The organism is Kitasatospora sp. NPDC050463 (assembly GCF_040655255.1).
Lineage (GTDB): Bacteria > Actinomycetota > Actinomycetes > Streptomycetales > Streptomycetaceae > Kitasatospora.
In genome coordinates this window covers 1-22,142 of sequence record NZ_JBFAJO010000011.1, presented here as the reverse complement: position 1 = coordinate 22,142, position 22,142 = coordinate 1, and the positions used below count along the sequence as shown (strand labels likewise).

Here is a 22,142-nt window from a genome sequence, read left to right as displayed (position 1 = left end):
CGCGGGGGCACCTACGACGGCGGTCACGGACGCCGTCCGCCCGGGCCGGGCGGACGGCCGGTGCGGACGGCCCCGGTCAGCCCTCGTAGGGCAGCAGCTCGGCGCGCTTCGGCGGCCGGCCGTCGCCGGAGGACCGGCCGGTGAGGCGGCGGCCGATCCAGGGGCCGAGGTGGGTCCGGGCCCAGCGGGCGTCGGCGGCCAGCTTCTCCGCCCGGCGCGGCGGGGCGGCGGCCGGCAGCGGGGCGCGCCAGTCGAAGGCGGCGGGGCGGCCGAGCGCCTCCAGGACGGCCTCGGCGACCCGGCGGTGGCCCTCGGGGGCGAGGTGCAGACGGTCCTCGGCCCAGAGGCGGCGGTCGTCGAAGCAGGGGGCGGAGAAGAGGTCGACCACCGCGATGCCCGGGTCCTGGCCGAGCTCGTGCACGAAGCCCTTCATCCGCAGGATGGCCGGGAGCAGCCGCGCGCTGCCCGCCATCCGGCGGGTGGGGTCGGTGCTGGTGAACAGCACCACGGTGGCGCCGGTGGCGCGCAGCGCGCCGGCGGAACGGCCGAGCAGGTCCTCGACCCGGGCGATGTCGCAGCGCGGCCGCAGCACGTCGTTGAGGCCGCCGGCCAGGGTGACGAGTTCGGCGCGCATCGCGGCGGCGGTGGCCAGTTGCTCGTCGTGGATCTGGCCGATCAGCTTGCCCCGGACGGCGAGGTTGGCGTACCGGAAGGCGCCGGCCGGCTGCTCGGCGGCGAGCCGGTCGGCGACCCGGTCGGCCCAGCCCCGGTACTGGCCGTCGGGGAGCAGGTCGTCGCACATGCCCTCGGTGAAGGAGTCCCCGACGGCGACGTAACTGGTGTACCCGGTGGTCTCGGTGGGCGCGCCGGGCGCGCTCTGCCCCAGTGTGTTCTCCATGGCTCGACGATCGTACGCGCACCTCCACCGGATCCCGGGGACACCCCCCGGAACGACCGGGTGGCGGGAGGTCCCCGCTCGACGGCGGCGGCAAGCGAACGGCGACCGGTCGTTTATCGGCCTCCGGCAGAGTGGGTCGGGCCGGGAGGGGACGCCCGGCGAGCACCGGTGCCGGACCGACGGCCGCCGGACGACCGGCAACGGGGGAGCCGGTCGTCGGAGTCCGACGGATCCGCCGCCGGTACGGAGGGTTCGCGCAGCTCCACCCGGAACTGCGCGAACCCGGTCCGCCCCGTCTCCCCGGAGCGGCGAGGTTCGGAGACCACCGCGTCAGGAACTCCGGAGAACTCCTGATCCATGGGGCCCTAGCCCGCCAGCACCGCACCGTCCTCGGCGTTCTCGCGACGGCCGGCCGTAGCGGGGGCGCTCTCCGAACCGCCTCCGGCGCTGCCCGCCGCCCCCGTGATCCAGTGCTCCCGCACCGCGTCCGTCGGGCGCTGCTCGCCGAGCAGGCCGAGGCCCCACGCGCCGAGTGCGTCGATCACCCCGCGCAGCGTCGCGCCCCGCTCGGTGAGCTCGTACACGGTGGCGTTGGCGGGCCGCTCCAGCCGGCGGCGCAGCACCAGGCCCTCGCTCTCCAGCTGCTTCAGCCGTGTGGCGAGGATGTCGGTGGAGACGCCGGGCAGGTCGGCGTGCAGGTCGGTGTAGCGGCGCGGGCCGGCGAGGAGTTCACGGACGATCAGGAGACTCCAGCGCTCCCCCACCGCGTCCAGGGCGCGGGCGACGGCGCAGTACTGGTCGTAGCTTCGGCGTGACATGTGGATCAGCATAGCCAAAAGGTTGGACTTTCCAAGTACTTACTTGGTAGAACAAAGCAACCAGAACGTGCGGGGTGACCGGTCGGGAGGCCTCAGATGGAGTTTCGGCAGTCCAGCAAACTGACGGACGTGTGCTACGAGATCCGCGGCCCGGTGGTCGACCGGGCCAACGCGCTGGAGGAGGCCGGGCACAGCGTGCTGCGGCTGAACACCGGCAACCCGGCGACGTTCGGCTTCGAGGCGCCGGAGGAGATCCTCCAGGACATCATCCGCAACCTGCCGAACGCCCACGGCTACAGCGACTCGCGCGGCATCCTGCCGGCCCGCCGCGCGGTGGTGCAGTACTACCAGCAGCGCGGCGTCGCCGGAGTGACCGTCAACGACGTCTACCTCGGCAACGGCGTCTCCGAGCTGATCCAGATGGCCGTCACGGCGCTGGTCGACGACGGTGACGAGGTACTCGTCCCGATGCCCGACTACCCGCTCTGGACGGCCGTGGTCCGGCTGGCCGGCGGCAAGGCCGTCCACTACGCGTGCGACGAGCAGGCCGAGTGGTACCCCGACCTCGACGACATCGCGGCCAAGATCACCCACCGCACCAAGGCCATCGTCGTCATCAACCCCAACAACCCGACCGGCGCGGTCTATCCGAAGGAGCTGCTGGCAGGCATCCTCGACCTCGCCCGCCGGCACCAGCTGATGGTCCTGGCCGACGAGATCTACGACAAGATCCTCTACGACGGCACCGAGCACCACTGCCTGGCCGCGCTCGCCGAGGACGTCCTGACCCTCACCTTCAACGGCCTCTCCAAGTCCTACCGGGTGGCCGGCTTCCGCAGTGGCTGGCTGGTCGTCTCCGGGCCCAAGCAGCACGCCACCGACTACCTGGAGGGCCTCACCATGCTCTCCGGAATGCGGCTCTGCCCCAACGTCCCGGCCCAGTACGCCGTCCAGGCCGCGCTCGGCGGCCACCAGTCCATCAACGACCTCGTCCTGCCCACCGGCCGGCTCGCCGAGCAGCGCGACGTCGCGTTCAAGGCGCTGAACGAGATCCCCGGCGTCAGCTGCGTGAAGCCCAAGGGCGCGCTGTACGCGTTCGCCAAGCTGGACCCGGCGGTGCACCGAATCGTCGACGACGAGCAGTTCGTGCTGGACCTGCTGCTCCGCGAGAAGATCCACGTCGTCCAGGGCACCGGCTTCAACTGGCCGCGCCCGGACCACTTCCGCTTCGTCACCCTCCCCCGGGCCGACGACCTGGAGACGGCGATCAACCGGATCGGACGCTTCCTCACCACGTACCGGCAGGTCTGACGGCCCCCCGGCGGCCGCTCCACCCCGGCACCCCGGGGCTGCGGGGGGCTTCAGGCGGGCGGGAGCGCGAGGACGAACCGCCGGCCGCCCCGGAGGAGCACGACGGCCCGTCCCACGGAGGCGACCTCCACGGCTCGTAGGCTTGTCGCCCATGACCGTCCTGCGCTCCGCCGCCCTGTTCGCCCTCGCCGCGCTCGCCGAGATCGGCGGCTGCTGGCTGATCTGGCAGAGCGTGCGCGAGGCGCGACCGTGGTGGCTGGCCGGGCTCGGGGTGGTGCTGCTCGGCGGGTACGGCTTCGTCGCCGCGCTCCAGCCGGACAGCTCCTTCGGCCGGGTGCTGGCCGCGTACGGCGGTGTCTTCGTCGCCGGTTCGCTGCTCTGGGGCGTGCTGGTGGACGGCTTCCGGCCCACCCGTTACGACGTGGCCGGGGCGCTGATCTGCCTGGCCGGGGTCGCCGTGATCATGTACGGGCCCCGGCGCTGATCCGCCCGACCGGCGTGCCGCCCCCCGGCGGCACGCCCCATGACACTGCGCGCCACATGGCACCGTGCGCCACGTGACGTCGTGCGCCACGTGGACCTCATGCGCCACCTGACGCCGTGCGCTACTTGACGCCGGCCGCCTCACAGGCCTCCGCGAACGGTGCGGCGCAGATCTCCGACGCCTTGTACAGGCCGCCGCCGACCACCGTGACCTGCACCTTCGCCTTCGTCACCACGATCGGGGTGAGCAGCAGCGAGGGGATCCGCTGGCCGCCGCTGTCGACGCCCGAGTTGGCCGCCGCGTTGATGTCCATGCCCTTCAGCAGCTGGACGGCGATGCTCCCGGCGGCGTCCGCCTCGGGCTTGTACGGCTTGTAGACGGTGTAGGCCTGCTCGCCGGTGAGCACCCGGCGCACCGCGTCGAGGGAGGCGTCCTGGCCGCCGACCGGGACGTTCTTGATCCCGGCCGCCTTCAGGGCCTCGATGACCGAGGCGGCCATGCCGTCGTTGGCCGCGTACACGGCCTGGAAGCCGTCCTTGCCGAGGTTCCGGATGGCCTCGTTCGTCTTCGCCAGGGCCACCTCCGGCTTCCACTCGCCGGACTGCTCGTAGGCGATCTTCTTGACCCGCCCGTCCAGGGCCCGGTGCGCGCCGGCCTTGAACATCGCCGCGTTGGGGTCGGACTCCGCGCCGTTGATCATCACGACCGTGGCGGCGGCGGCCTTCGGGCCGAGCGCGTCCAGCAGGGCCTGGCCCTGGATCTCGCCGGTGCGCTGGTTGTCGAAGGAGACGTACGCGGCGACCTTGCCCTCGGCCAGCCGGTCGTAGGCGACGACCTTCACGCCCTTGGCGGCGGCGGCGTCCACCCAGGAGGCCGTGATCTTGGCGTTCACCGGGTCGAGCAGGACGACCTTGACGCCCTTGGCCAGCAGGTCGTCGAACTGCTGCTTCTGGCGGGTCTCGTCGCCGTCGGCGTTGGCGTAGTCGACGACGCACCCCGTGCAGAGGGAGGCCACCGTGGACTCGATCAGCGGCTTGTCGAAGGCCTCGTACCGGGTGGAGGAGGTCTTCTCGGGCAGCAGCAGGCCGATGGTCCTGCTCGCGACGCCGTTCGACTTCGGTGCTCCGTCGCTCTGGCCGCAGGCTGCGAGGGCGAGAGCCAGCGCCAGCGTGGCCGTGCCGGCGGCGGCGCGACGGGTCGTTCTGTTCATGGTGGGTGGTGCCTCCTGACTGCGCCGCGTCATTGCGGCAGAGGACGGAGTCAAGCCGCGCGCGACGATTCCGTCAATAACTGAATGGAAACTCGGAGCGCAACTGCTCGATTCGTTATGAAGTGAAGACCTTGCGCACATTCGTGCACGACGTCCGCGAAGCCTTCGAAGATCGGCATCAACTCTTCAACAACGCAGGAGCGGCGACCGCCCGGCCACCCCGCCCGGGCATAGGGTGGCGGCGACCGCGCCGCCCACCCGAAGGACCGGACAACGATGGCGAAACCACCCGAAGTCGGCTCCCCCGCCCCCGAGTTCACCCTGCCCGGTGTGCTGCTCGACGAGCAGGCCGGCACCGCCGAACGCCGCGAGTACCGGCTCGCCGAAGCCAAGGGCAGCCCGCTGGTCCTGGTCTTCTACCCCGGCGACGACACCCCCGTCTGCACCAAGCAGCTCTGCTCGTACAGCTCCGACCTGGACCGCTTCCGCGGACTCGGCGCCACCGTGTGGGGAATCAGCCCGCAGGGCCTGGACAGCCACGAGCAGTTCGCCCGCAAGCACCACCTGGGCTTCCCGCTGCTCGCCGACCCGGACCGGACCGTCGTCCGCGCCTACGGCATCGCCGTCCCCGGGCTCGGGCTGCGCCGTTCGGTGTTCGTCCTGGACGGCGACGGCGCGGTCCGCTGGAAGCACGTCGCCCTCGCCGGGCTGACCTTCCAGCACAGCGACACCCTCGCGGCGCAGCTGGCCGCACTCGGGTAGACCCACCGCCACGGCCCCGACCCGACCGGCCCGAACCGGACGGGCCGGACGGGCCGGACGGGCCCGCGAACGCCGGTGGCCCGGCCGGGAATCCCCGGCCGGGCCACCCGAACGTGCCGGGGCGCACTACCAGCCCCAGCCGCCGCCCTCGCCGTCGTCGTCGGTGGCGCCGTCCCAGCCCTCGCCGACCTTGCGCAGGATGGTGTAGTGGTCGACCTGCGTGCCGTTCTCGGCCAGCGCGGTCACCTTCATCGACGACTTCTGCCCCAGCTGCGCCGGGGTGACGTCGACCTTGAGGAAGGAGTAGCCGGTGTAGCGCACCCGCGACCACTCGACCTTCTCGGTCACCTTCACCCCGCCCTTGGCGAAGTGGTAGGTGTCCACCGAGTCGAGCCGGTTCTCGTGGCCCTCGTAGGTGTCCGGGGCGTCGAAGCCGTACAGGCTGCGGCCGGCCGCGCCCGCCGTCACGTACACCACGCCGTCGGTGGCCGGTTCGAGGGTGGCGCCGCTCGGCACCGCCTTGGAGACCTTGTTGCCGAGGATCGCGTCGGTGCGCTCGTAGACGTGGTTGTGACCGTTGATCACCAGGTCCACCCGGTACTTCTCGAACAGCGGCACCCAGGCCTCGCGGACCCCACCCTCGGAGGCGTGCTGGTGGGTGGTGGAGAAGGCGCAGTGGTGGAAGAAGACCACGACGAAGTCGACGGTCTCGTCGTTGCGGAAGTCCTTCAGCGTGCGCTGCAGCCACTTGGTCTGCTTGCCCGCCGAGATGCCCAGGTTGGCCGGGATCTCGTAGGAGACGTCGTTGGCGTCCAGCGAGATGACGCCGACGTTCTTGTAGCGGAAGGAGTAGACGCCGGGGACGGTGCGCGGGTCCGGGCCGTTGTCCGGCAGGAAGAAGCGGTTGTTCTCGCCGCCGTACCCGTTGGGCGAGTACCAGGCCTCGATGTCGTGGTTGCCGTAGGCGACCATCCACGGCACCTTCGACGCCACGGTCTCGGTCTGCACCAGGAAGTCGTCCCAAGTGCGGGCGTTGTAGACCGACTTGTCGGAGTCCCGGCCGGAGCCGGCCGGGTCGGCGTAGCAGATGTCACCGGCGTGCAGGTGGAAGGCCGGGTTCTGGGCCAGGATGACGTGGTCGTTGCCGGCCGCGTGCGCGCTGACGCCCTGGTCGCCGAAGGCGGTGAAGGTGAACGGCTCGTACACCTTGCCCCAGCGGTGGTCGCGCGAGGGCGCGGTGCGGAAGGTGCTCAGGGTGGAGATCGCCTGCTTCGAGGCCGGGTCGAAGCCCTGGTGGCCGACGCCGTAGTAGTACGTGGTGTCGGGCTGGAGGTCCTCCAGCGCGACGTGCAGGTAGTACTGGTCCACCGGCTGGCCGGTCGGCGTCAGCGCGGGGGTGTGCAGGGCTCGCACCTCGGCCTGGACCTTGTGGCTGAGGTCCCACGGCTGCCTGCCGTATCGCAGGAACGGCTTCTTCACCGGGGCCGGGACCTGCCAGGAGACCCGGAACTGGGTGTCCGGCTCGGGACCGAAGGCGAGGTGACGACCGATCGGGGCGACGAGCGCGCCGTCCACGCCCTCGGCCGCCCCGCCCGTCAGCAGCTGCGGGGAGGCCGGCGCGGCGGTCGCGGTGCCGCTGCCCAGCGCACCGCCCACCGCCAGGGCGCCGACGGTGACGGCGCCGGTGCGCAGCATCCGGCGACGGGAGAAGCGGGCCCGCAGGTACTCGTGCTGCTCGGCCGTGCTCATGCGGTCGGCGAGCTTCGCGGGCACGCCCATGTTGGGGATATCCATGGGCGGGACTCTGTCAGCGGAGCGTTGACCGGACACGGACGTACGGTGAACGCGCCCCGGCGTACCGGTCAGTCGAACACCAATGTTCGACCATGTCCCGGCAAAGCCGCCGCGGCGGCGGGGCTCGTCCGGGCGGCGGAGCTCACCGGGGTGGCGGGGCGATCTCGTCCCAGCTGGAGGGGGCGCGGTTGCCGGTGCCGTCACAGGTGCGGCAGACCTCGTCGCGGTAGGCGTGCTTGGCACCGGCCGCGTCGACCCGGTAGCGGACATAGACACCGGTGCCGTCGCAGAGGAAGCAGTTGCCGCCACCGCCGCCGACCTCGGTGGTGCCGGTGCCCTGGCAGGTGCGGCAGCTGAGACCGGCGGTGCGGCCGGTACCCGCGCAGATGCGGCAGACCGTGGTCACGTCGAAGTTCCTCCCAAGCCGGGGCGCCCGGTAAATGGTAGTGCCCCGGCCCGCCGCGCGGACCGCCCCGGAGCCGGACGGTCCGACGGGGCCGGGACCGCCGGTTCGGGCCTCAGTCCGGGAGGCCGTCCCGGATCCGGCGGGAGACGGTGACCTGCTGGAGGTCGAGCAGCCCGGGCGGCTCGACCAGGCCGGGGCCGCCGGCGTGCACCCACTCGGCTATCTCCTCGACCATGTCGTCCGCCAGGACCCAGCCCAGCCAGACCGGGCGGCCGCCCGCCGCCCGGCCCTCGCTCGACGGGCCGACCACCACGACGTTGGAGTGCGCGCACGCGTCCAGGCACTTGACCGCGCGGACCCGGCCCGCCGCGCCGACCGCCTCGCGCAGCCGCTCGTACTGGCCCGCGTGGTCGACGCCCGGGTGCTTCTCCTGGGTGCCGCAGCAGCAGCCCCGGCAGACGGTGACGGTCACCGGGGCCGCGGCCCCCTTGGTGCCACCGCGCTCGCGGTCTCGACGGCTCATCGGCTCAGCACTCCTCGTGGTTCCCGGCCCCGCCGTTCGGGGCTTTCTGACGGAGGGCCCGCAACCACGCCCGTTCGCGCAGCAGCCGCAGGCCGTTGAGGCCGACGATCACGGTGGAGCCCTCGTGCCCGGCGACACCGAGCGGCAGGGGCAGCGTACCGGCCAGGTCCCAGAGCACCAGGGCGGTGATGAACGCCCCGGCGATCACCAGGTTCTGCACGACCAGCCGGCGGGCCCGCCGGGACAGCGCCACCACCGCCCCGACGGCGGTCAGTTCGTCGCGCACCACCACCGCGTCGGCGGTCTCCAGGGCGAGGTCGGAGCCGGCCCGGCCCAGCGCGACCCCGCTGTGTGCGGCGGCCAGCGCGGGTGCGTCGTTGACGCCGTCCCCGACCATCAGCACCCGGCGTCCGCGGTCGGCCAGTTCGCGGACCGCCGCCACCTTGTCCTGGGGCAGCAGCCCGCCCCGGACGTCGGTCAGGCCGACCTCCCGGGCGAGGTGCTCGGCGGCGCGCCGGTTGTCCCCGGTGAGCAGCACCGGCGGGCGGCCGGTGAGCGCGGTCAGGCCCCGGACGGCGGCCGCGGCCTGCTCGCGCGGGCGGTCGGCGAGGCCGAGCACGCCGACGGGTTCACCGTCGCGCAGCACCAGGACGGCGGTGCGGCCGTCCTCCTCCAGCTCGGTGACGGCGGGGAGCGCGCGGTACGGGCCGGGGGCGCCCACCGCGACCACCGCGCCGGCGACCACGGCCCGCACGCCGACGCCCGGCGTGGGGGTGAAGTCGGTGGCGCCGGGCGGCACCAGGCCGCGCTCGCGGGCGGCGGCGACCACCGCCCGGGCCAGCGGGTGCTCGCTGGGGTGCTCGGCGGCGGCCGCGAGGGCCAGCAGCTCGTCCCCGGTGACACCCAGCGGGCGCAGCTCGACGACCCTCGGCGTGCCCTCGGTGAGGGTGCCGGTCTTGTCCAGGGCGACGGCGTCCACCTGGCCGAGCCGCTCCATCACCACGGCGGACTTGACCAGCACGCCGTGCCGGCCGGCGTTGGCGATGGCGCAGAGCAGCGGCGGCATGGTGGCCAGCACCACGGCGCACGGCGAGGCGACGATCATGAACGTCATGGCGCGCAGCAGGGTGGCGGTCAGCTCCGCGCCGAGCGCGAGCGGGACGGCGAAGAGCAGCAGGGTGGCGACCACCAGGCCGGCGGCGTAACGCTGTTCGACCTTCTCGACGAACAGCTGGGTGGGCGCCTTGGTCTCGGAGGCCTCCTGCACCATGGCGACGATCCGGGCGATCACGGAGTCGGCGGCGTCCCGTTCGACGCGGATCCGCAGCGCGCCCGCGCCGTTGAGCGTGCCCGCGTACACCTCGTCGCCCACCGACCTGGCGGCGGGCAGCGGCTCGCCGGTGATGGTGGCCTGGTCGACCTCGCTGCTGCCGTCGAGCACCCGGCCGTCGGCGCCGATCCGCTCACCGGGGCGGACCAGCACGGTGTCGCCGACGGCGAGTCCGGCGGTGGGGACGGTCTCCTCCCGGCCGTCGGGGGCGAGCCGGCAGGCGGTGGCGGGGGCGAGGTCGAGCAGGCCGCGGACGGAGTCGGCGGTCCGGGCGGTGGCCAGCGCCTCCAGCGCGCCGCTGGTCGCGAAGATCACGATCAGCAGGGCGCCGTCCGGCACCTGTCCGATGGCGGCGGCGCCGAGTGCGGCGACCACCATCAGCAGGTCGACGTCGAGGGTCCGCCCGCGCAGCGCCCGCAGTCCGGCCAGGGCCGGCTCCCAGCCGCCGGCCAGATAGGCGGCCGCGTACAGCGGGCCGGAGGCCCAGTCCGGGCCGTCGAGCAGCCGCACGGCGAGTGCGGCCAGGAAGGCGGCGGTGGCGGCGGCCGCCCAGCGCGTCTCGGGCAGGGCGAGCACCCGGGTGCGGCGCGGCCGCGCCGTCGCGGGGGCGGCGGCGGCCGGTGGTCGGGTGAGCAGGGCACTGGACAGGGGCGTGGCGGACATGGCCGTCACCATACAGGAACACATGAACAAGCTTTCATCCTTTGGCCGACCGCTGCCCGTAGGATGCCCCCATGGGACACGCAGCCGCCGAGAACACCGTGCCGCAGATGCGCCTGGACGCGTCCAACGCGGCCAAGGTGGCGAGCACCCTCCAGGCCCTCGCCACCCCCTCCCGCCTGCTGATACTCGCCCAACTGCGAGAGGGCCCGCGGGCCGCCACCGAACTCGCCGACGCCGTCGGCATGGAGCAGTCCGCCTGCTCCCACCAGCTCCGCCTGCTGCGCAACCTCGGCCTGGTCGTCGGCGAACGCCGCGGCCGCTCGGTGGTCTACTCCCTCCACGACGACCACGTCGCCGCCCTGCTCGACCAGGCCGTCTACCACGTGGACCACCTGCGCCTCGGCGTCACCGACGACCGCTAGGGCCCGCCCGGTCGATCGCGCCCGGCGCGGCCACACCCGCACGGCCGCACTCTCTCGGCGCGGCCCGGCGCCCGGCGCAGTCCGACGTCAGCCCTTCCCCGCGGCCCGGTCCTGGGCCTCCAGTACCGCGTCGCCGTGCCGAAAACCCCATGCCCCCAGCGCCTCCAGACTCGGCAGCAGGGTGCGACCGAGCGGGGTCAGGGCGTACTCGACCCGCGGCGGCACCTGGGCGTAACTGCGGCGCTCCACCAGGCCGTTGAACTCCAGTCGGCGCAGTGTCTCGGTGAGCACCTTGGCACTGATGCCGCCGATCCGCGCCCGCAGTTCGCCGGGGCGCTCGGGGGCGTCGCGCAGGGCCCAGAGCACCACCGAGTTCCAGGTGTTGGCCAGCAGGTCGAAGGCGAGCCGGGCCCGGCAGTCCGCCAGGAACGCCTCGCCCGCCACGTCGTCCGCCGCCATCGACGCCCCCGTCCTCTCCGGTCCATCACGCACCGATCGGTAACCATCGCCGTTCCTAGAGTCATCCCGAACCGGCCGATCGGGCCGGAGCGGGAGAGGATCGCACATGCGGATCGGCATCATCGGAGCGGGGAACATGGCGCAGGCGCTCGGCGGCCAGTGGGTCCGGGCCGGGCACGAGGTGGCGTTCGGCGCCCGGGACGCCGGCCGCGCCGCGGCCGCGGCACGGCGGCTGGGCGAGGGCGCGCGGGCACTGGAACACCCGGCCGCGGCCGCCGAGTTCGGCGAGGCGGTGCTGCTCGCCGTCCCGGCCGACCGGGTGGAGCAGGTGGTCGCGCAGGCGGCCCCGCCGGCCGGCCGGGTGCTGATCGACTGCACCAACCCGATCGCGGCCGGCACGCTCGCCCTCACCACGGCCGGCGGGCCGTCGATGGCCGAGCGGATCGCCGCCGCCGCACCCGGCGCGCATGTGGTGAAGGCGTTCAACGTCTGCCACGAGAGCGTCTGGCGGCGCACCCCGCCGGTCTTCGACGGGCACCCGCTGGCCGTCCCGCTCTGCGGGGACGACCCGGCCGCGGTCGCCCTGGTCGGCCGGCTGGCCGCCGACCTCGGTGCCGAACCGCTGCCGGCCGGCGGCCTGGCCCGGGCGGGGCTGCTGGAGGCGGCGACCGCCTTCGCCATCGGCCTCTGGCTCGCCGGAGTGGACGCCCGGGCCGTCCTCCCGCCGCTGGCGTACGCGGGCGGGGAGGGCTGAGAGGCCCGGGGTCACAGCGCCGGGATCGGGACTCAGGGGATCCGCCACTCCTGGTACTTGTTGCCCGGGGTGCAGGCGGTCATGGTGACCTGCTTGCCCGCGCCGTTGTCGGTCAGGCAGGTCGAGCCCATGTAGTCCTTGAGGTAGTAGACGCCCGAGGTGCTCGCGCCGACCACCGACCAGTTGTTCATGAAGCTGAACCCCGGCGAGAGCAGCACCTTCGTGTTCGACTGGTTCGAGAAGTCGGCGTCCTGGACGAGGGCCGGGCCGCTCAGGTTGCACGGGTAGATCTGGTACCAGCCGCCGGGGTTCGGTGCCGAGCGGACCCAGCCGTAGGCGGTCGTCCCGCCCATGACGGCCGCCGCGCCCGGCGCCGGGCTGTCGGTGGACAGGCCGAGCTTCTGACCGTCGGCCACGTTGACGATGGCTCCCCAGTTCGCGCCGCCGCACCCGGCGGGCACGGTCGGGGCCGGCGGATTCGACGTGGGCGGGTTGGGGACGGGCTGGGTGGGCGCGGGCGGGTTGGGTGCGGGCGCCGACGGCGCGGGCTGGTTGGGCGCCGGAGCGGGCGGGGCCGGCTGGTTGGGCGCGGGTGCGGGTGCGGCCCCGCCACCACCGCCGGCACCGCCACCGCCGCTGCTGCCGCTACCAGTGCCACCGCCGCCGCCCGTCTTCGGCGCAGTGCCACCGGCCCCGCCGGACGAACCACCGGACGACCCGGTGCCGCCCGCCACCGCCCCGCCGCCGGGATTGGGCACCGGGGCCACGGGCTGACCGCCGGTGTTCGGCGCGGGGGTGGTCTCGGGCGGGGCGGGCGGCGGGGTGGCGGGCGTCGTCTCCCCGCCCGGCGGCGTGGTGGCGGCCGGCTCGGTGGGCGACGCTTCGGCCGTCGGCGCGTCGGTGATCGTGGTGGCGGACACCGAGACGGCGGGCTGCGCGCCTGGGGTCTGCCCCTGGGAACGGAACGGGCCGGCGTCGATCAGCAGGACGGTGGCCGCGCCGCTGGTGATGATCACCGGGACGACGATCGGCACCAGGAAACGGCGCCAGTTCCGGCGCGCGGGGGGCTCGGGAACGGTCCGGGGCGCCACCCGGGCGACCTCGACCGCCGGGCCGCCGGCCGCCTGGTCCCCCGGCACGGCGGGCGGAACGGCGCGCACCACGGCGGCAACCGGCACCGACCGGTCACCGACCGAGGCCCGCGCCGCGGCCGCCATCGCGGCGGCGTCGGCGAACCGGTCCCCGGGCTGCTTGGCCAGGGCCCGCGCCACGAACTCCCGCACCGCCGGCGGGAACTCCGCCGGCAGCTCCGGCGCGGGCTGCTGGACGTGCTTGAGCGCGACCTCGACCACGCTCTCGCCGGTGAACGGCGGTCTGCCGGTGAGCAGTTCGTAACAGACCACGCCGAGCGAGTAGAGGTCCGAGGCCGGCGTGACGCCGCCACCCCCGGCCTGCTCGGGAGCCATGTACAGCGCGGTGCCGATCACCACGTTGGTCGCCGTGAGCGTGGTGCTCACGAGCGCCCGCGCGATGCCGAAGTCCGTCACCGTCACCCGGCCGTCGCCCCCGAGCATCAGGTTCGACGGCTTGACGTCCCGGTGCACGATCTCCTGTTGGTGCGCGGCGTGCAGCGCGTCGAGCGCCGTGGCGAGCATGCTCAGCACCCGTTCGGGCGGCATCGGCCCGTCCTCGGCGAGGACCTTGTCCAGCGGCCGCCCGTCGACGAGCTCCATCACGATGTACGCGATCCGCTCCCGCTCGGCGCCGCCCTCCCCGTCGCCGCCGCTCTCCCCGTAGTCGTAGACGTCCACGATGCCCGGGTGGCTGATCGCCGCGAGCAGCTGGGCCTCACGCCGGAAGCGCCGGGCGAACGTCCCCTCCTCCAGCAGCCCCGCGTGCAGGACCTTGACCGCCACCTGCCGTTCCAGCACCCCGTCGTCGGCGCGCCAGACGGCCCCCATTCCCCCGCCACCGATCCACTCGGTCAGCGTGTAACGACCTCCGAGTACGGCCCCCCGACCAGTCATGCCCTGCCCTCTCGCGATGCCCCGCACCAACGGGTTGTCGATAACGCGTCATGTTCTGCCCTCAGTCTCCCTCACCCGACGCCCCGTCAGTACCGGTCGCGGCGGGCGGATCGGGCGGATCGGGCCGCAGCGAGCGCCGGATGCTCTCCGGCGGGATCCGCGCGGCCTCGCCCGGGTCCGGCTCTTAGGTGCCGGACAGCCGGCGGCGGGCCGCCGCGAAAGGCCCCGTCCCGCCCCCGCGGGAGGGCCTTCCCCCCTACGCCGTCGCGGCCGCCGCCGCCCGGCCCGCCGTGCGGCCGGAGAAGAGGCAGCCGCCGAGGAAGGTGCCCTCCAGCGAGCGGTAGCCGTGCACGCCGCCGCCACCGAAGCCGGCCGCCTCGCCCGCCGCGTAGACGCCCTCCAGCACCTCGCCGCCGGGCCGCAGCACCCGGGCCGAGAGGTCGGTCTCCAGCCCGCCGAGGGACTTGCGGGTCAGGATGCTCAGCCGGACGGCGATCAGCGGGGCGGCGGCCGGGTCGAGGATGCGGTGCGGCGCGGCCGTGCGGATCAGCTTGTCGCCCAGGTAGCGGCGGGCACCGTGGATGGCGGTGACCTGGAGGTCCTTGGCGAACGGGTTGGCCAGCTGCCGGTCCCGGGCCTCGACGGTGCGGCGCAGCTCGTCCGGGTCGATCAGCGTCTCGCGGGTGCGGGCGTTCATACCGCGCGCGAGGTCCGGCAGATTGCCGGCGACCACGAAGTCGGGGCCGTGCCGCAGGTGCGCCCGGACCGGCCCGGGGGCGCCCGGCAGTGCCCGGCCGAGGACGCCGCGCAGCGAACGGCCGGTGAGGTCGGGGTTCTGCTCGGAGCCGGAGAGGGTGAACTCCTTCTCGATGATCTTCTGGCTGAGCACGAACCAGGTGTGGTCGTACCCGGTGGTGCGGAGGTGTTCGAGGGTGCCGAGGGTGTCGAAGCCGGGGAAGAGCGGGACCGGCAGCCGGCGGCCGCGGGCGTCCAGCCAGAGCGAGGACGGGCCGGGCAGGATGCGGATGCCGTGCCGGGACCAGATCGGGTCCCAGTTCTCGATGCCCTCGGTGTAGTGCCACATCCGGTCGCCGTTGATCAGGTTGGCGCCGGCCTCGCCGGTGATCCCCAGCATCAGCCCGTCGACGTGCGCGGGCACCCCGGAGAGCATCCGGTCGGGCGGGGTGCCGAGCCGGGCCGGCCAGGCCTTGCGGACCAGGTCGTGGTTGCCGCCGATGCCGCCGGAGGTGACGATCACGGCCTGGGCGCGGAGCTCGAAGTGGCCGGCGACCTCGCGCGAACTGGCCGTGCCGCGGGCCGCCTCGCTGGGCACCAGCACCTCGCCGGCGACGGTGTCGGTGACCCCGGCGTGCGCGGACAGTCCGGTGACGCGGTGGCGGAACCGCAGGTCGACCAGGCCGCGTTCGGCGGCGGCCCGAACCCGGCGGACGAAGGGTTCGAGCAGGCCGGGCCCGGTGCCCCAGGTGATGTGGAAGCGGGGGACGGAGTTGCCCGGTCCGTCGGCCAGCAGTCCGCCGCGCTCGGCCCAGCCGACCACCGGGAAGAAGCGCACGCCCTGGGCGCGCAGCCAGGCCCGCTTCTCCCCCGCCGCGAAGTCGACGTACGCCTCGGCCCAGCGGCGCGGCCAGGCGTCCTCGGGGCGGTCGAAGCCGGCGGTGCCGTGCCAGTCCTGGAGGGCGAGCGCGTGCGAGTCGCGGATCCGCATCCGGCGCTGCTCGGGCGAGTCGACCAGGAAGAGGCCGCCGAACGACCAGTGCGCCTGACCGCCGAGCGAGGCGGCCGGCTCCTGGTCGAGCAGGATCACCCGCCTTCCGGCGTCGGCGAGTTCGGCGGTCGCGGCGAGGCCCGCGAGGCCGGCTCCGATGACGATGACATCGGCGTCCAGGGCCATGCGCTCTCCTCCATCAGTGGTCCGGCGGCGCGGCCGGCGGTCCGGCGGTGCGGCGTGCGCCCGATACTGCGGCCTGCGGCGGGGCGAGTCAACCGGCGGGTAACAAGCAGCGGCGGGAATTCCGCTCCGAGGCGTTTCGGAAATACCTTCGATACACGGTGGAGCGTTATTCCGAAATACTTCTGACGGTTTTTCGGGAATTTCCGCGCCGCGCATGGACGGATTCGAAACCTGGCAGTAACTTACCTGTCGGTAGTAAAGCTGTGGCCCGGCTCGCACGACCCCCACTCGTTCTCTCTCCCCCAGGAGGAACCCGTGCTCCGCCCTGCCCGGAAACGCCGCACGACCCGCACCTCCCGGAAGTCCGCCCTGCTCGGCGCCGCGGCACTGGGCGCGGCCCTCGCCCTGACCTCCACCAGCGCGCAGGCCGCCACCCCCGCCCCCGGCCACTACGTGGCCCTCGGCGACTCCTACGCCGCCGGCGCCGGGGTGCCCGGCCAGTCGGCCGGCCTCTGCCTGCGCTCCGACCGCAACTACGGCCACCTGGTGGCCGCCGCCCTCAGGGCCGGCGCCTACACCGACGTCACGTGCGCCGCCGCCAAGGTGAAGGCCATGACGCAGCCCCAGTACGACGCGTTCATCCGGGTCAACGACCCGCAGTTGGACGCCGTCACCGCCGACACCGACCTGGTGACCCTCGGCATCGGCGGCAACGACCTCGGCGCCACCGACCTCGGGCTCGGCGAACTGGTCGGCGTCTGCATCGCCGGCGCGGTGGTCAACCCGTTGGGCACGCCCTGCAAGGACTTCTTCCACCACGGCTACTGGGACTGGTCCAGCTGGTCCTGGCAGTACGGCAACGACGACCTGGCCGACCGGATCGCCGCCGCGAAGCCGCAGATCGCCGACACCCTGAAGCGCATCCACGGCAAGGCCCCCAACGCCAGGGTGCTGCTGGTGGGTTACCCCTCCGTGCTGCCCGCCGACGGCTCGAAGTGCTTCCTCCGCCAGCCCGTCACCGCCGGCGACGTCGAGTACATGTACGGCACCCTCGGCAAGCTGAACGCCATGCTGAAGTCCACCGCCGCGGCCAACGGCGCCACCTACGTGGACACCGCCACCCCGACCGTCGGCCACGACGTCTGCTCGGACGACCGCTGGATCGAGGGCGCGCTCCCCGGCTCCCCGGCCGTCCCGTTCCACCCCAACGCCACCGGCGAGAAGGTGATGGCGGACGCGGTGCTCGCCGCGCTGAAGTAGCCGCACAAGCCCGAGGGGGCGGTGACCGGATGCCCGGTCACCGCCCCCTCGGTCGTGCCACGACGGGCATCACGGCTTGATGCGGACCACCTGCGGGTCGTGGTCGCTCGCCTGGACGGCGAACTCGCTGTTGATGTGCACCACGTCGTACTTGGCGTAGCCGACCTCGGGGCTGACCAGGATGTGGTCCAGCACCTGCGAGTTGCCCTGGAAGACGTAGGAGTACTGCTCCTTCTCCGGCAGCTCGTTCACCAGGTCGCGCAGCACGCCGTCCTTGGTGAGCGCGGCCAGCGCGGGAGAGAACTGGTAGTCGTTGAAGTCGCCGAGCGAGACCACCTTCGCCTCCTTGTCGGCGGCCAGCAGCTTGGCGACGAAGGCCTGCTCCAGCGTGGCCTGCTTGATCCGCTGCACCTCGGAGCTGCGGGCCGGGGCCTGGAACCGGCTGTCGATGCCCTGGTCGCCACCCTTGCTGTTGAAGTGGTTGGCGATGACGAAGACCTTCTTGCCGCGGAAGGAGAACTGGCCCACCAGGGGCTTGCGGCTGCTCGCCCAGGCCTCGTCGGCCGGGGTGATCCGGCCGGGCGAGGCGGTCAGCGCGGCGGCGGAGCCGGTGCCGGTCACGTCCACGGCGGAGGTGGCGCTGCCACCGGGGATGTCCGTGAAGGAGACCCGCTGCGGGTTGAAGAGGAAGCCCTGACGGATGTTGCCGCCGGGCTCGCCGCCGTCCTTGCCGTCCACCGGGTCGATCGAGCGCCACTCGTACGCCGGGCCGCCGGCCGCCTTGATGGCGGCGACGAACTTGGCGACGGTCACGCTCGCGTCCACCGTGCCGTCGTTCTTGGCGCCGTTGTTGTCCTGGATCTCCTCCAGGGCGAGGACGTCGGGCGAGCGCAGGTTGGTGACGACGGCCCGGGCCAGCTCGGCGAACTTGGCGTCCGGGTTGCCGGGTGCGAGGTTCTCCACGTTGTAGGTGGCGATGGTCAGTTCGCGGTCGGCCGGCTGGGCCGTGACCTCGCGCTGCAGGTGGTTGTCCTGGAGCGCGCCGAGGGTGCCGGCGACCAGCGTGTAACCGCCGAAGCCGTTGTAGTCCAGCGGGCCGTCGGTGGTACCGGTCAGCACGTCGCCGACGTTGGCGACCGGGAACGGCCGCTGGGCGGCCGGCGCCTGCTGCTGCACCATCAGACGACCGACGTTGGGCTCCTGGTACGACTCGTACAGCACGCCGCCGCGCTTGCTCTTCTGGTCCTGCTTGTCGGCCGCGACCCAGAGCTCGTTGTACTTGTCGGTCGCCTGGATCACCCGGACGTCCTCGACCTGGACGAGCATGCCCTCCAGCGACTCGTAGAAGTCCAGGGTGTACTTCTCCGGCTGGAGCGGCAGGGACTCGATGGTGGCGCCGGCCGGGGCCTGCGGCGTGTAGGTGCCGGGGATGTCGCGGGTGTCGACCACGACCGGCGCCGGCAGCGGGTTGCCGGCGGAGACCACGGTGACGGCCGGGTTGGTGAGCTGGGTGAGCGACTGCGAGCCGCCGTTGAAGTTCGGGTAGTACTCCGTCACCTTGCCGGTGACCAGCACCGAGTCGCCGACCTTGACGGTCGGGGTGGCGCTGCCGGTGTAGACGAAGACGCCCTCGCTGGTGGCCGGGTCGGCGTCCGGGTTCGGGTCCTGGATCCAGAAGCCCTTGGAGCCGTAGCCGCGCACGCCGGTGACGATGCCGGGCACGCCCGTGACCGTCGTGCCGGTCCGGGCCGAGAGCCGGGTGGCGCCCTGGACGTCGTGGATCCGGACGGCGCCCGGCTCGGTCGGGCCGGTCGGGGTGGAGCCCTCGGCCGCCTCGCCCTTGCCGTTGGTCGGGGTCGGGGCGCCGGCGGTGAGGTCCGCCGCGTTGTCGTCGGTGTCGGCGAGGCCCGCCTTGCGGGCCACCGAGGCACTGTTGGAGGCGCCGGCCGCGGCGGCCGGGCCCTCGTGGACGACGGCGGTGCCGAAGCCGACCAGGTCCCGCACGCGGGTGTCGGCGGCGCAGTCGGCGGCGGTCTTGCAGGTCAGCGGGTCGGTGCCGTGGACCAGGGCGACGGTGCCGCTGGTGCCCGACAGGGCCAACGCACCGGCCGCGTCCGGGGTGGGCAGCTCGACGGTGCCGCCCGCACCGGCCGCCTCGGCGACCAGGTAGCGCGCACCGGGCGCGATCGCGCCGGTCAGCGGGGTGACGCCCCACTGGGAGCTCGCGCCGGGCGTGCCGGATATGTACTGCACGCTCCAGCCGTCCAGACCGAAGGCGGCGCCGCCCTTGTTGGCCAGCTCGATGAAGTCGTTCTTCAACGTGGCACCCGAGTTGCCACCGCCGCCGTACACCTCGGCGATCACCGCGTCGGCCGAGGGCGCGGCCACCGCGGCCGGCAGCGGGACGAGCACCAGCGAGGCGGCCAGACCGGCCGGGAGGAGGGTCGCGCGGAGCAGGGCGCGGCGCGAACGCGGGCGGGGAGCGGGGGAGGTGGTCACCTGGACGGGACTCCTTGGTCTGTCGTGGCGCGCGGCGGCACGACAACGGGGGCGGCACGTTTCGTCCGGCAGTCGTGGGGCCGCCGGGACGTGAGAGTGGGTCAGGCAGGCGCGGACCGCGCGCTACCCGCGTAGAAATGCAGGCGCGGGGACCCCGGAACGGCCCCCCGCAGCGCCTTAAGATACGCGCGTAGAAAATGACCCGACAAGCCCCCGGCGGTGAACAATCGGTACCGCCGAAGAGATCGCACCCGAAGCTGTGACGTGCACGACAGCTTCGACGCCGACTGACCGGACGCCTCATCGGACGACTGACCGGCCGACCGACCGGACGCCTCATCGGACGACTGGCCGATCGACCGGACGACCGACCGACCGGCCCTACAGCCAACCCCGCTGAGCCGCCTTCAGGCCCGCCTCGAACCGGCTGCCCGCGTCCAGTCGCTCCATCAGCGCGGCCATCTGCCGGCGCACCGTCCGCACCGAGACGCCGAGCCGTTTGGCCGCCGCGTCGTCGGTGAGCCCGGTGGAGAGCAGCCGCAGCAGCTCGCGCTCGCCGGCACTCAGGCCCGTCCCGGCGTCCTCGGCCCGGTGGGTGCCGAGCGGGACGGCCGTCTCCCAGGTCTGCTCGAAGAGCGCAACCAGCGAGGCGACGATGCCCGGCTCCTCGGTGCACAGGGCGCCGAGCCGGGTGTTCTCCGGGTCGATCGGCACCACGGCGGTGGACCGGTCGAAGACCAGCATCCGGGGCGGCAGCACCGGCGCGGTGCGCACCCGGCCGCCGAGGCCGGTCATCCACTGCGCGTACCCGAGGGTCTCCGGGTCGTTGCGGACGCTGTCCTGGTAGATGGTGCGCAGGCTCACCCCGCGCACCAGGGCGTCCTCGTCCAGCGGCCGGGAGGCGGCCAGGCTGGCCGCGGACTGCGCGCCGCCGGGCATCACCGCGAGGCACTCGGAGGTCAGCCGGGCGGTCAGCACCTCCAGCTTGGCCTGGATGGCGTCCAGACCGACCAGCCGCTCGCCGCCGTCCACCAGGGTGCTCGCGCGCAGCGTCGCGTACTCGGCCACCGCCCGCGCCACGGCCGCCTTGGAGACGGCCAGCTCCTGCTGGCGCCGGGCCAGGTCCTCCTCCTGACGGCGCAGCAGCAGCTCCAGGCCGCGCTCCGGGCTGACCGGCCAGAAGGCCCCGGGGCGATCGCGGGAGGCGCGCAGCAGGGTCAGGTCGGCGAGCCGGTCCAGGGCCTCCCGGACGGCGCGCTCGGGGAGCCGGAGCCGCTCGCAGAGCTCGACGACGCCACCTTCGGGGTCGGCCAGCATCTCGCGGTAGACGGCCTCCGCGGTGGTGTCGAGCCCCAGCAGTTCCAGCACTTCCACGACCCCTGATCGTCGCAATGGGATTATCGGGCGATCCGCGGCTCGATCCTTGCGCCGCGACACCGGGCGTCACAAGGCATGATCCGGTCAAGCGGCTCGGGTGTACGTCGGCCCGCACCGGGGAACCACGCCGACAGCCGTGCCGGACCGATCCGGGAGTGCCCTCACGGGGCCCCCGGCAGCGGGCCCGGGCCAGCGGCCCCGGCCGCCCCGCCGGGGGCCTGGCGGGAGCCCCGCCGGAGGCCTGGCGGGAGCCTCCCGGGGGCCTGCCGCCGGTGGCCGGGGCCGCCGAGGGGCGCACATCTCGGGCGCTCGCGCCGGCAGGTTGCAGCTTGCTGCCTGTCCTGTTGCTGCCCGCTGCCGCCCTTCCCGCCGAAGGACCGCCACCGGGAGGATTCCCCCTGCGTACACCCTCCCCGCGCTCCACCGCCCCGCGCTCGCCCAACGGCCCGCGATCCGCCCCTTCGCGCCCTGAACCACTGTGCCCAGAACAGGAACCGCCGTGCCCAAGACCGTCCGGCTGCTCGCCGCCGCCGCCCTCGCACTCTCCCTCGCCACCGCCGCCGCGCCCGCCTTCGCCGCCCCGTCGTCGACCGCCGCCACCGCTGCCACCGCCCCCGCGGGCAGCGCGGCCGCCGGGAACGGCATCGGCTGGGACCTCGCGCTGCCGGGGGCGATCGGCTGGGACGTCAACGCCACCGGCACCCCGGGCATCGGCTGGGACTGACCACTCGGTGTTCTCCGTCCACCTGAGCCTCCTGGAGGTCTCCGCCGCGCCGACGGGCGAGGCGGGGGCCGCCGACGTCCAGGCGGCTCTGTGGGGGTGCGCGGGGCCGGGCGACGGACTGGAGCACGTACGCGCCCGTGCCGTCCGGGGCGGCGTCGGTCTGGTGCTGTACGTCCGCGCCCCGGACCAGGGGGTGGCCGAGCTGCGGGCGCTGGCCCTGCTGGACCGCACCCTGGCGGCCGGCCCGACCGGCCGCTTCGCCGCCGCGATGCCCTGACCGCGTCGCCCCGACCGCTTTCCGGCCTTCCGTAGGGGTTTCCACCGATCCCCACCCCTCGGAAATTTGGCCGATTCCGAGCGCTCGCCTCCACCGGCCGGACACATCGGACCCACGGCGGCCCCACCCTGGGCGGGCCCGGCTCCCGCCCAGGGTGGGGCGGACGGACGGACGGCGGGCGCGCCGGGGGGGGGGGGGGGGGCGGGCTGCGCCGGGGGGGGCCCGGCGGGCC

General features: G+C 73.9%; 19 protein-coding genes and 1 pseudogene. 8 read left to right on the top strand and 12 right to left on the bottom strand.

Annotated elements, in window-relative coordinates; genetic code table 11:
- Positions 1-76: 76 nt before the first annotated feature.
- Positions 77-898 (bottom strand): SGNH/GDSL hydrolase family protein, encoded by an 822-nt coding sequence (locus tag AB0J08_RS09475; protein WP_360629557.1) that lies wholly within the window; start codon positions 896-898, stop codon positions 77-79.
- 467 nt (positions 899-1,365) lie between these two features.
- Positions 1,366-1,716, bottom strand: a pseudogene (locus AB0J08_RS09470) (helix-turn-helix domain-containing protein); the annotation flags it as partial.
- Between the two features lie 96 nt (positions 1,717-1,812).
- Between AB0J08_RS09470 and AB0J08_RS09465 the strand changes: the two are divergent.
- Positions 1,813-3,027 (top strand): pyridoxal phosphate-dependent aminotransferase, encoded by a 1,215-nt coding sequence (locus tag AB0J08_RS09465; protein ID WP_360629554.1) that lies wholly within the window; start codon positions 1,813-1,815, stop codon positions 3,025-3,027.
- A gap of 151 nt (positions 3,028-3,178) precedes the next feature.
- The gene (locus AB0J08_RS09460; RefSeq protein WP_360629551.1) at positions 3,179-3,511 is read left to right on the top strand and encodes a YnfA family protein; all 333 of its coding nucleotides are present in this window, start codon (positions 3,179-3,181) and stop codon (positions 3,509-3,511) included.
- Between the two features lie 121 nt (positions 3,512-3,632).
- Here the strand turns inward: AB0J08_RS09460 and AB0J08_RS09455 are convergent, their stop codons facing one another.
- Entirely contained in the window at positions 3,633-4,721 is a 1,089-nt protein-coding gene (locus AB0J08_RS09455; protein ID WP_360629548.1) for a substrate-binding domain-containing protein, read from the bottom strand.
- Between the two features lie 276 nt (positions 4,722-4,997).
- On the opposite strand from AB0J08_RS09455, the gene AB0J08_RS09450 reads away from it, so the two are divergent.
- Entirely contained in the window at positions 4,998-5,483 is a 486-nt protein-coding gene (locus AB0J08_RS09450) for a peroxiredoxin (protein ID WP_360629545.1), read from the top strand.
- A gap of 126 nt (positions 5,484-5,609) precedes the next feature.
- Here AB0J08_RS09450 and AB0J08_RS09445 read toward each other — a convergent pair whose 3' ends face one another.
- The 4 genes from AB0J08_RS09445 to AB0J08_RS09430 form a co-directional block, all read right to left on the bottom strand.
- Positions 5,610-7,277, bottom strand: a complete 1,668-nt coding sequence (locus AB0J08_RS09445; RefSeq protein ID WP_360629542.1) for a metallophosphoesterase family protein — start codon at positions 7,275-7,277, stop codon at positions 5,610-5,612.
- A 142-nt stretch (positions 7,278-7,419) separates the two neighbouring features.
- Positions 7,420-7,683 (bottom strand): hypothetical protein, encoded by a 264-nt coding sequence (locus AB0J08_RS09440; protein ID WP_360629539.1) that lies wholly within the window; start codon positions 7,681-7,683, stop codon positions 7,420-7,422.
- Between the two features lie 112 nt (positions 7,684-7,795).
- Positions 7,796-8,206 (bottom strand): (2Fe-2S) ferredoxin domain-containing protein, encoded by a 411-nt coding sequence (locus tag AB0J08_RS09435; protein ID WP_360629536.1) that lies wholly within the window; start codon positions 8,204-8,206, stop codon positions 7,796-7,798.
- Positions 8,207-8,210: 4 nt separating this feature from the next.
- Positions 8,211-10,199 (bottom strand): heavy metal translocating P-type ATPase, encoded by a 1,989-nt coding sequence (locus tag AB0J08_RS09430; RefSeq protein ID WP_360629534.1) that lies wholly within the window; start codon positions 10,197-10,199, stop codon positions 8,211-8,213.
- Positions 10,200-10,270: 71 nt separating this feature from the next.
- Here AB0J08_RS09430 and AB0J08_RS09425 point away from each other — a divergent pair, with 71 nt between their 5' ends.
- Positions 10,271-10,621, top strand: a complete 351-nt coding sequence (locus AB0J08_RS09425) for a metalloregulator ArsR/SmtB family transcription factor (protein ID WP_360629531.1) — start codon at positions 10,271-10,273, stop codon at positions 10,619-10,621.
- An 87-nt stretch (positions 10,622-10,708) separates the two neighbouring features.
- Here the strand turns inward: AB0J08_RS09425 and AB0J08_RS09420 are convergent, their stop codons facing one another.
- Entirely contained in the window at positions 10,709-11,080 is a 372-nt protein-coding gene (locus AB0J08_RS09420; RefSeq protein ID WP_360629528.1) for a helix-turn-helix domain-containing protein, read from the bottom strand.
- Between the two features lie 106 nt (positions 11,081-11,186).
- Between AB0J08_RS09420 and AB0J08_RS09415 the strand changes: the two genes are divergently transcribed.
- On the top strand, positions 11,187-11,834 hold the full coding sequence (locus tag AB0J08_RS09415; protein ID WP_360629525.1) for an NAD(P)-binding domain-containing protein: 648 nt from the start codon (positions 11,187-11,189) through the stop codon (positions 11,832-11,834).
- Between the two features lie 32 nt (positions 11,835-11,866).
- Here the strand turns inward: AB0J08_RS09415 and AB0J08_RS09410 are convergent, their stop codons facing one another.
- Positions 11,867-13,861, bottom strand: coding sequence for a serine/threonine-protein kinase (locus tag AB0J08_RS09410; protein ID WP_360629522.1), 1,995 nt, complete (start codon positions 13,859-13,861; stop codon positions 11,867-11,869).
- Positions 13,862-14,117: 256 nt separating this feature from the next.
- Positions 14,118-15,773: an FAD-binding dehydrogenase gene (locus tag AB0J08_RS09405; RefSeq protein ID WP_360629519.1), complete on the bottom strand. Its 1,656-nt coding sequence runs from the start codon at positions 15,771-15,773 to the stop codon at positions 14,118-14,120.
- Positions 15,774-16,088: 315 nt separating this feature from the next.
- On the opposite strand from AB0J08_RS09405, the gene AB0J08_RS09400 reads away from it, so the two are divergent.
- A complete protein-coding gene (locus AB0J08_RS09400; RefSeq protein ID WP_360629516.1) occupies positions 16,089-17,033 on the top strand; it encodes an SGNH/GDSL hydrolase family protein in 945 nt (314 codons plus the stop codon).
- A 69-nt stretch (positions 17,034-17,102) separates the two neighbouring features.
- On the opposite strand, the gene AB0J08_RS09395 is transcribed toward AB0J08_RS09400, so the two are convergent.
- Entirely contained in the window at positions 17,103-19,490 is a 2,388-nt protein-coding gene (locus tag AB0J08_RS09395; RefSeq protein ID WP_360629917.1) for an endonuclease/exonuclease/phosphatase family protein, read from the bottom strand.
- A 423-nt stretch (positions 19,491-19,913) separates the two neighbouring features.
- Complete coding sequence (locus tag AB0J08_RS09390; protein WP_360629914.1) at positions 19,914-20,900, bottom strand: helix-turn-helix transcriptional regulator; 987 nt, start codon at positions 20,898-20,900, stop codon at positions 19,914-19,916.
- Positions 20,901-21,408: 508 nt separating this feature from the next.
- On the opposite strand from AB0J08_RS09390, the gene AB0J08_RS09385 reads away from it, so the two are divergent.
- Together AB0J08_RS09385 and AB0J08_RS09380 are read left to right on the top strand one after the other, a co-directional pair.
- The gene (locus AB0J08_RS09385; protein ID WP_360629513.1) at positions 21,409-21,633 is read left to right on the top strand and encodes a hypothetical protein; all 225 of its coding nucleotides are present in this window, start codon (positions 21,409-21,411) and stop codon (positions 21,631-21,633) included.
- Between the two features lie 7 nt (positions 21,634-21,640).
- Positions 21,641-21,910: a hypothetical protein gene (locus AB0J08_RS09380; protein WP_360629510.1), complete on the top strand. Its 270-nt coding sequence runs from the start codon at positions 21,641-21,643 to the stop codon at positions 21,908-21,910.
- Positions 21,911-22,142: the final 232 nt, after the last annotated feature.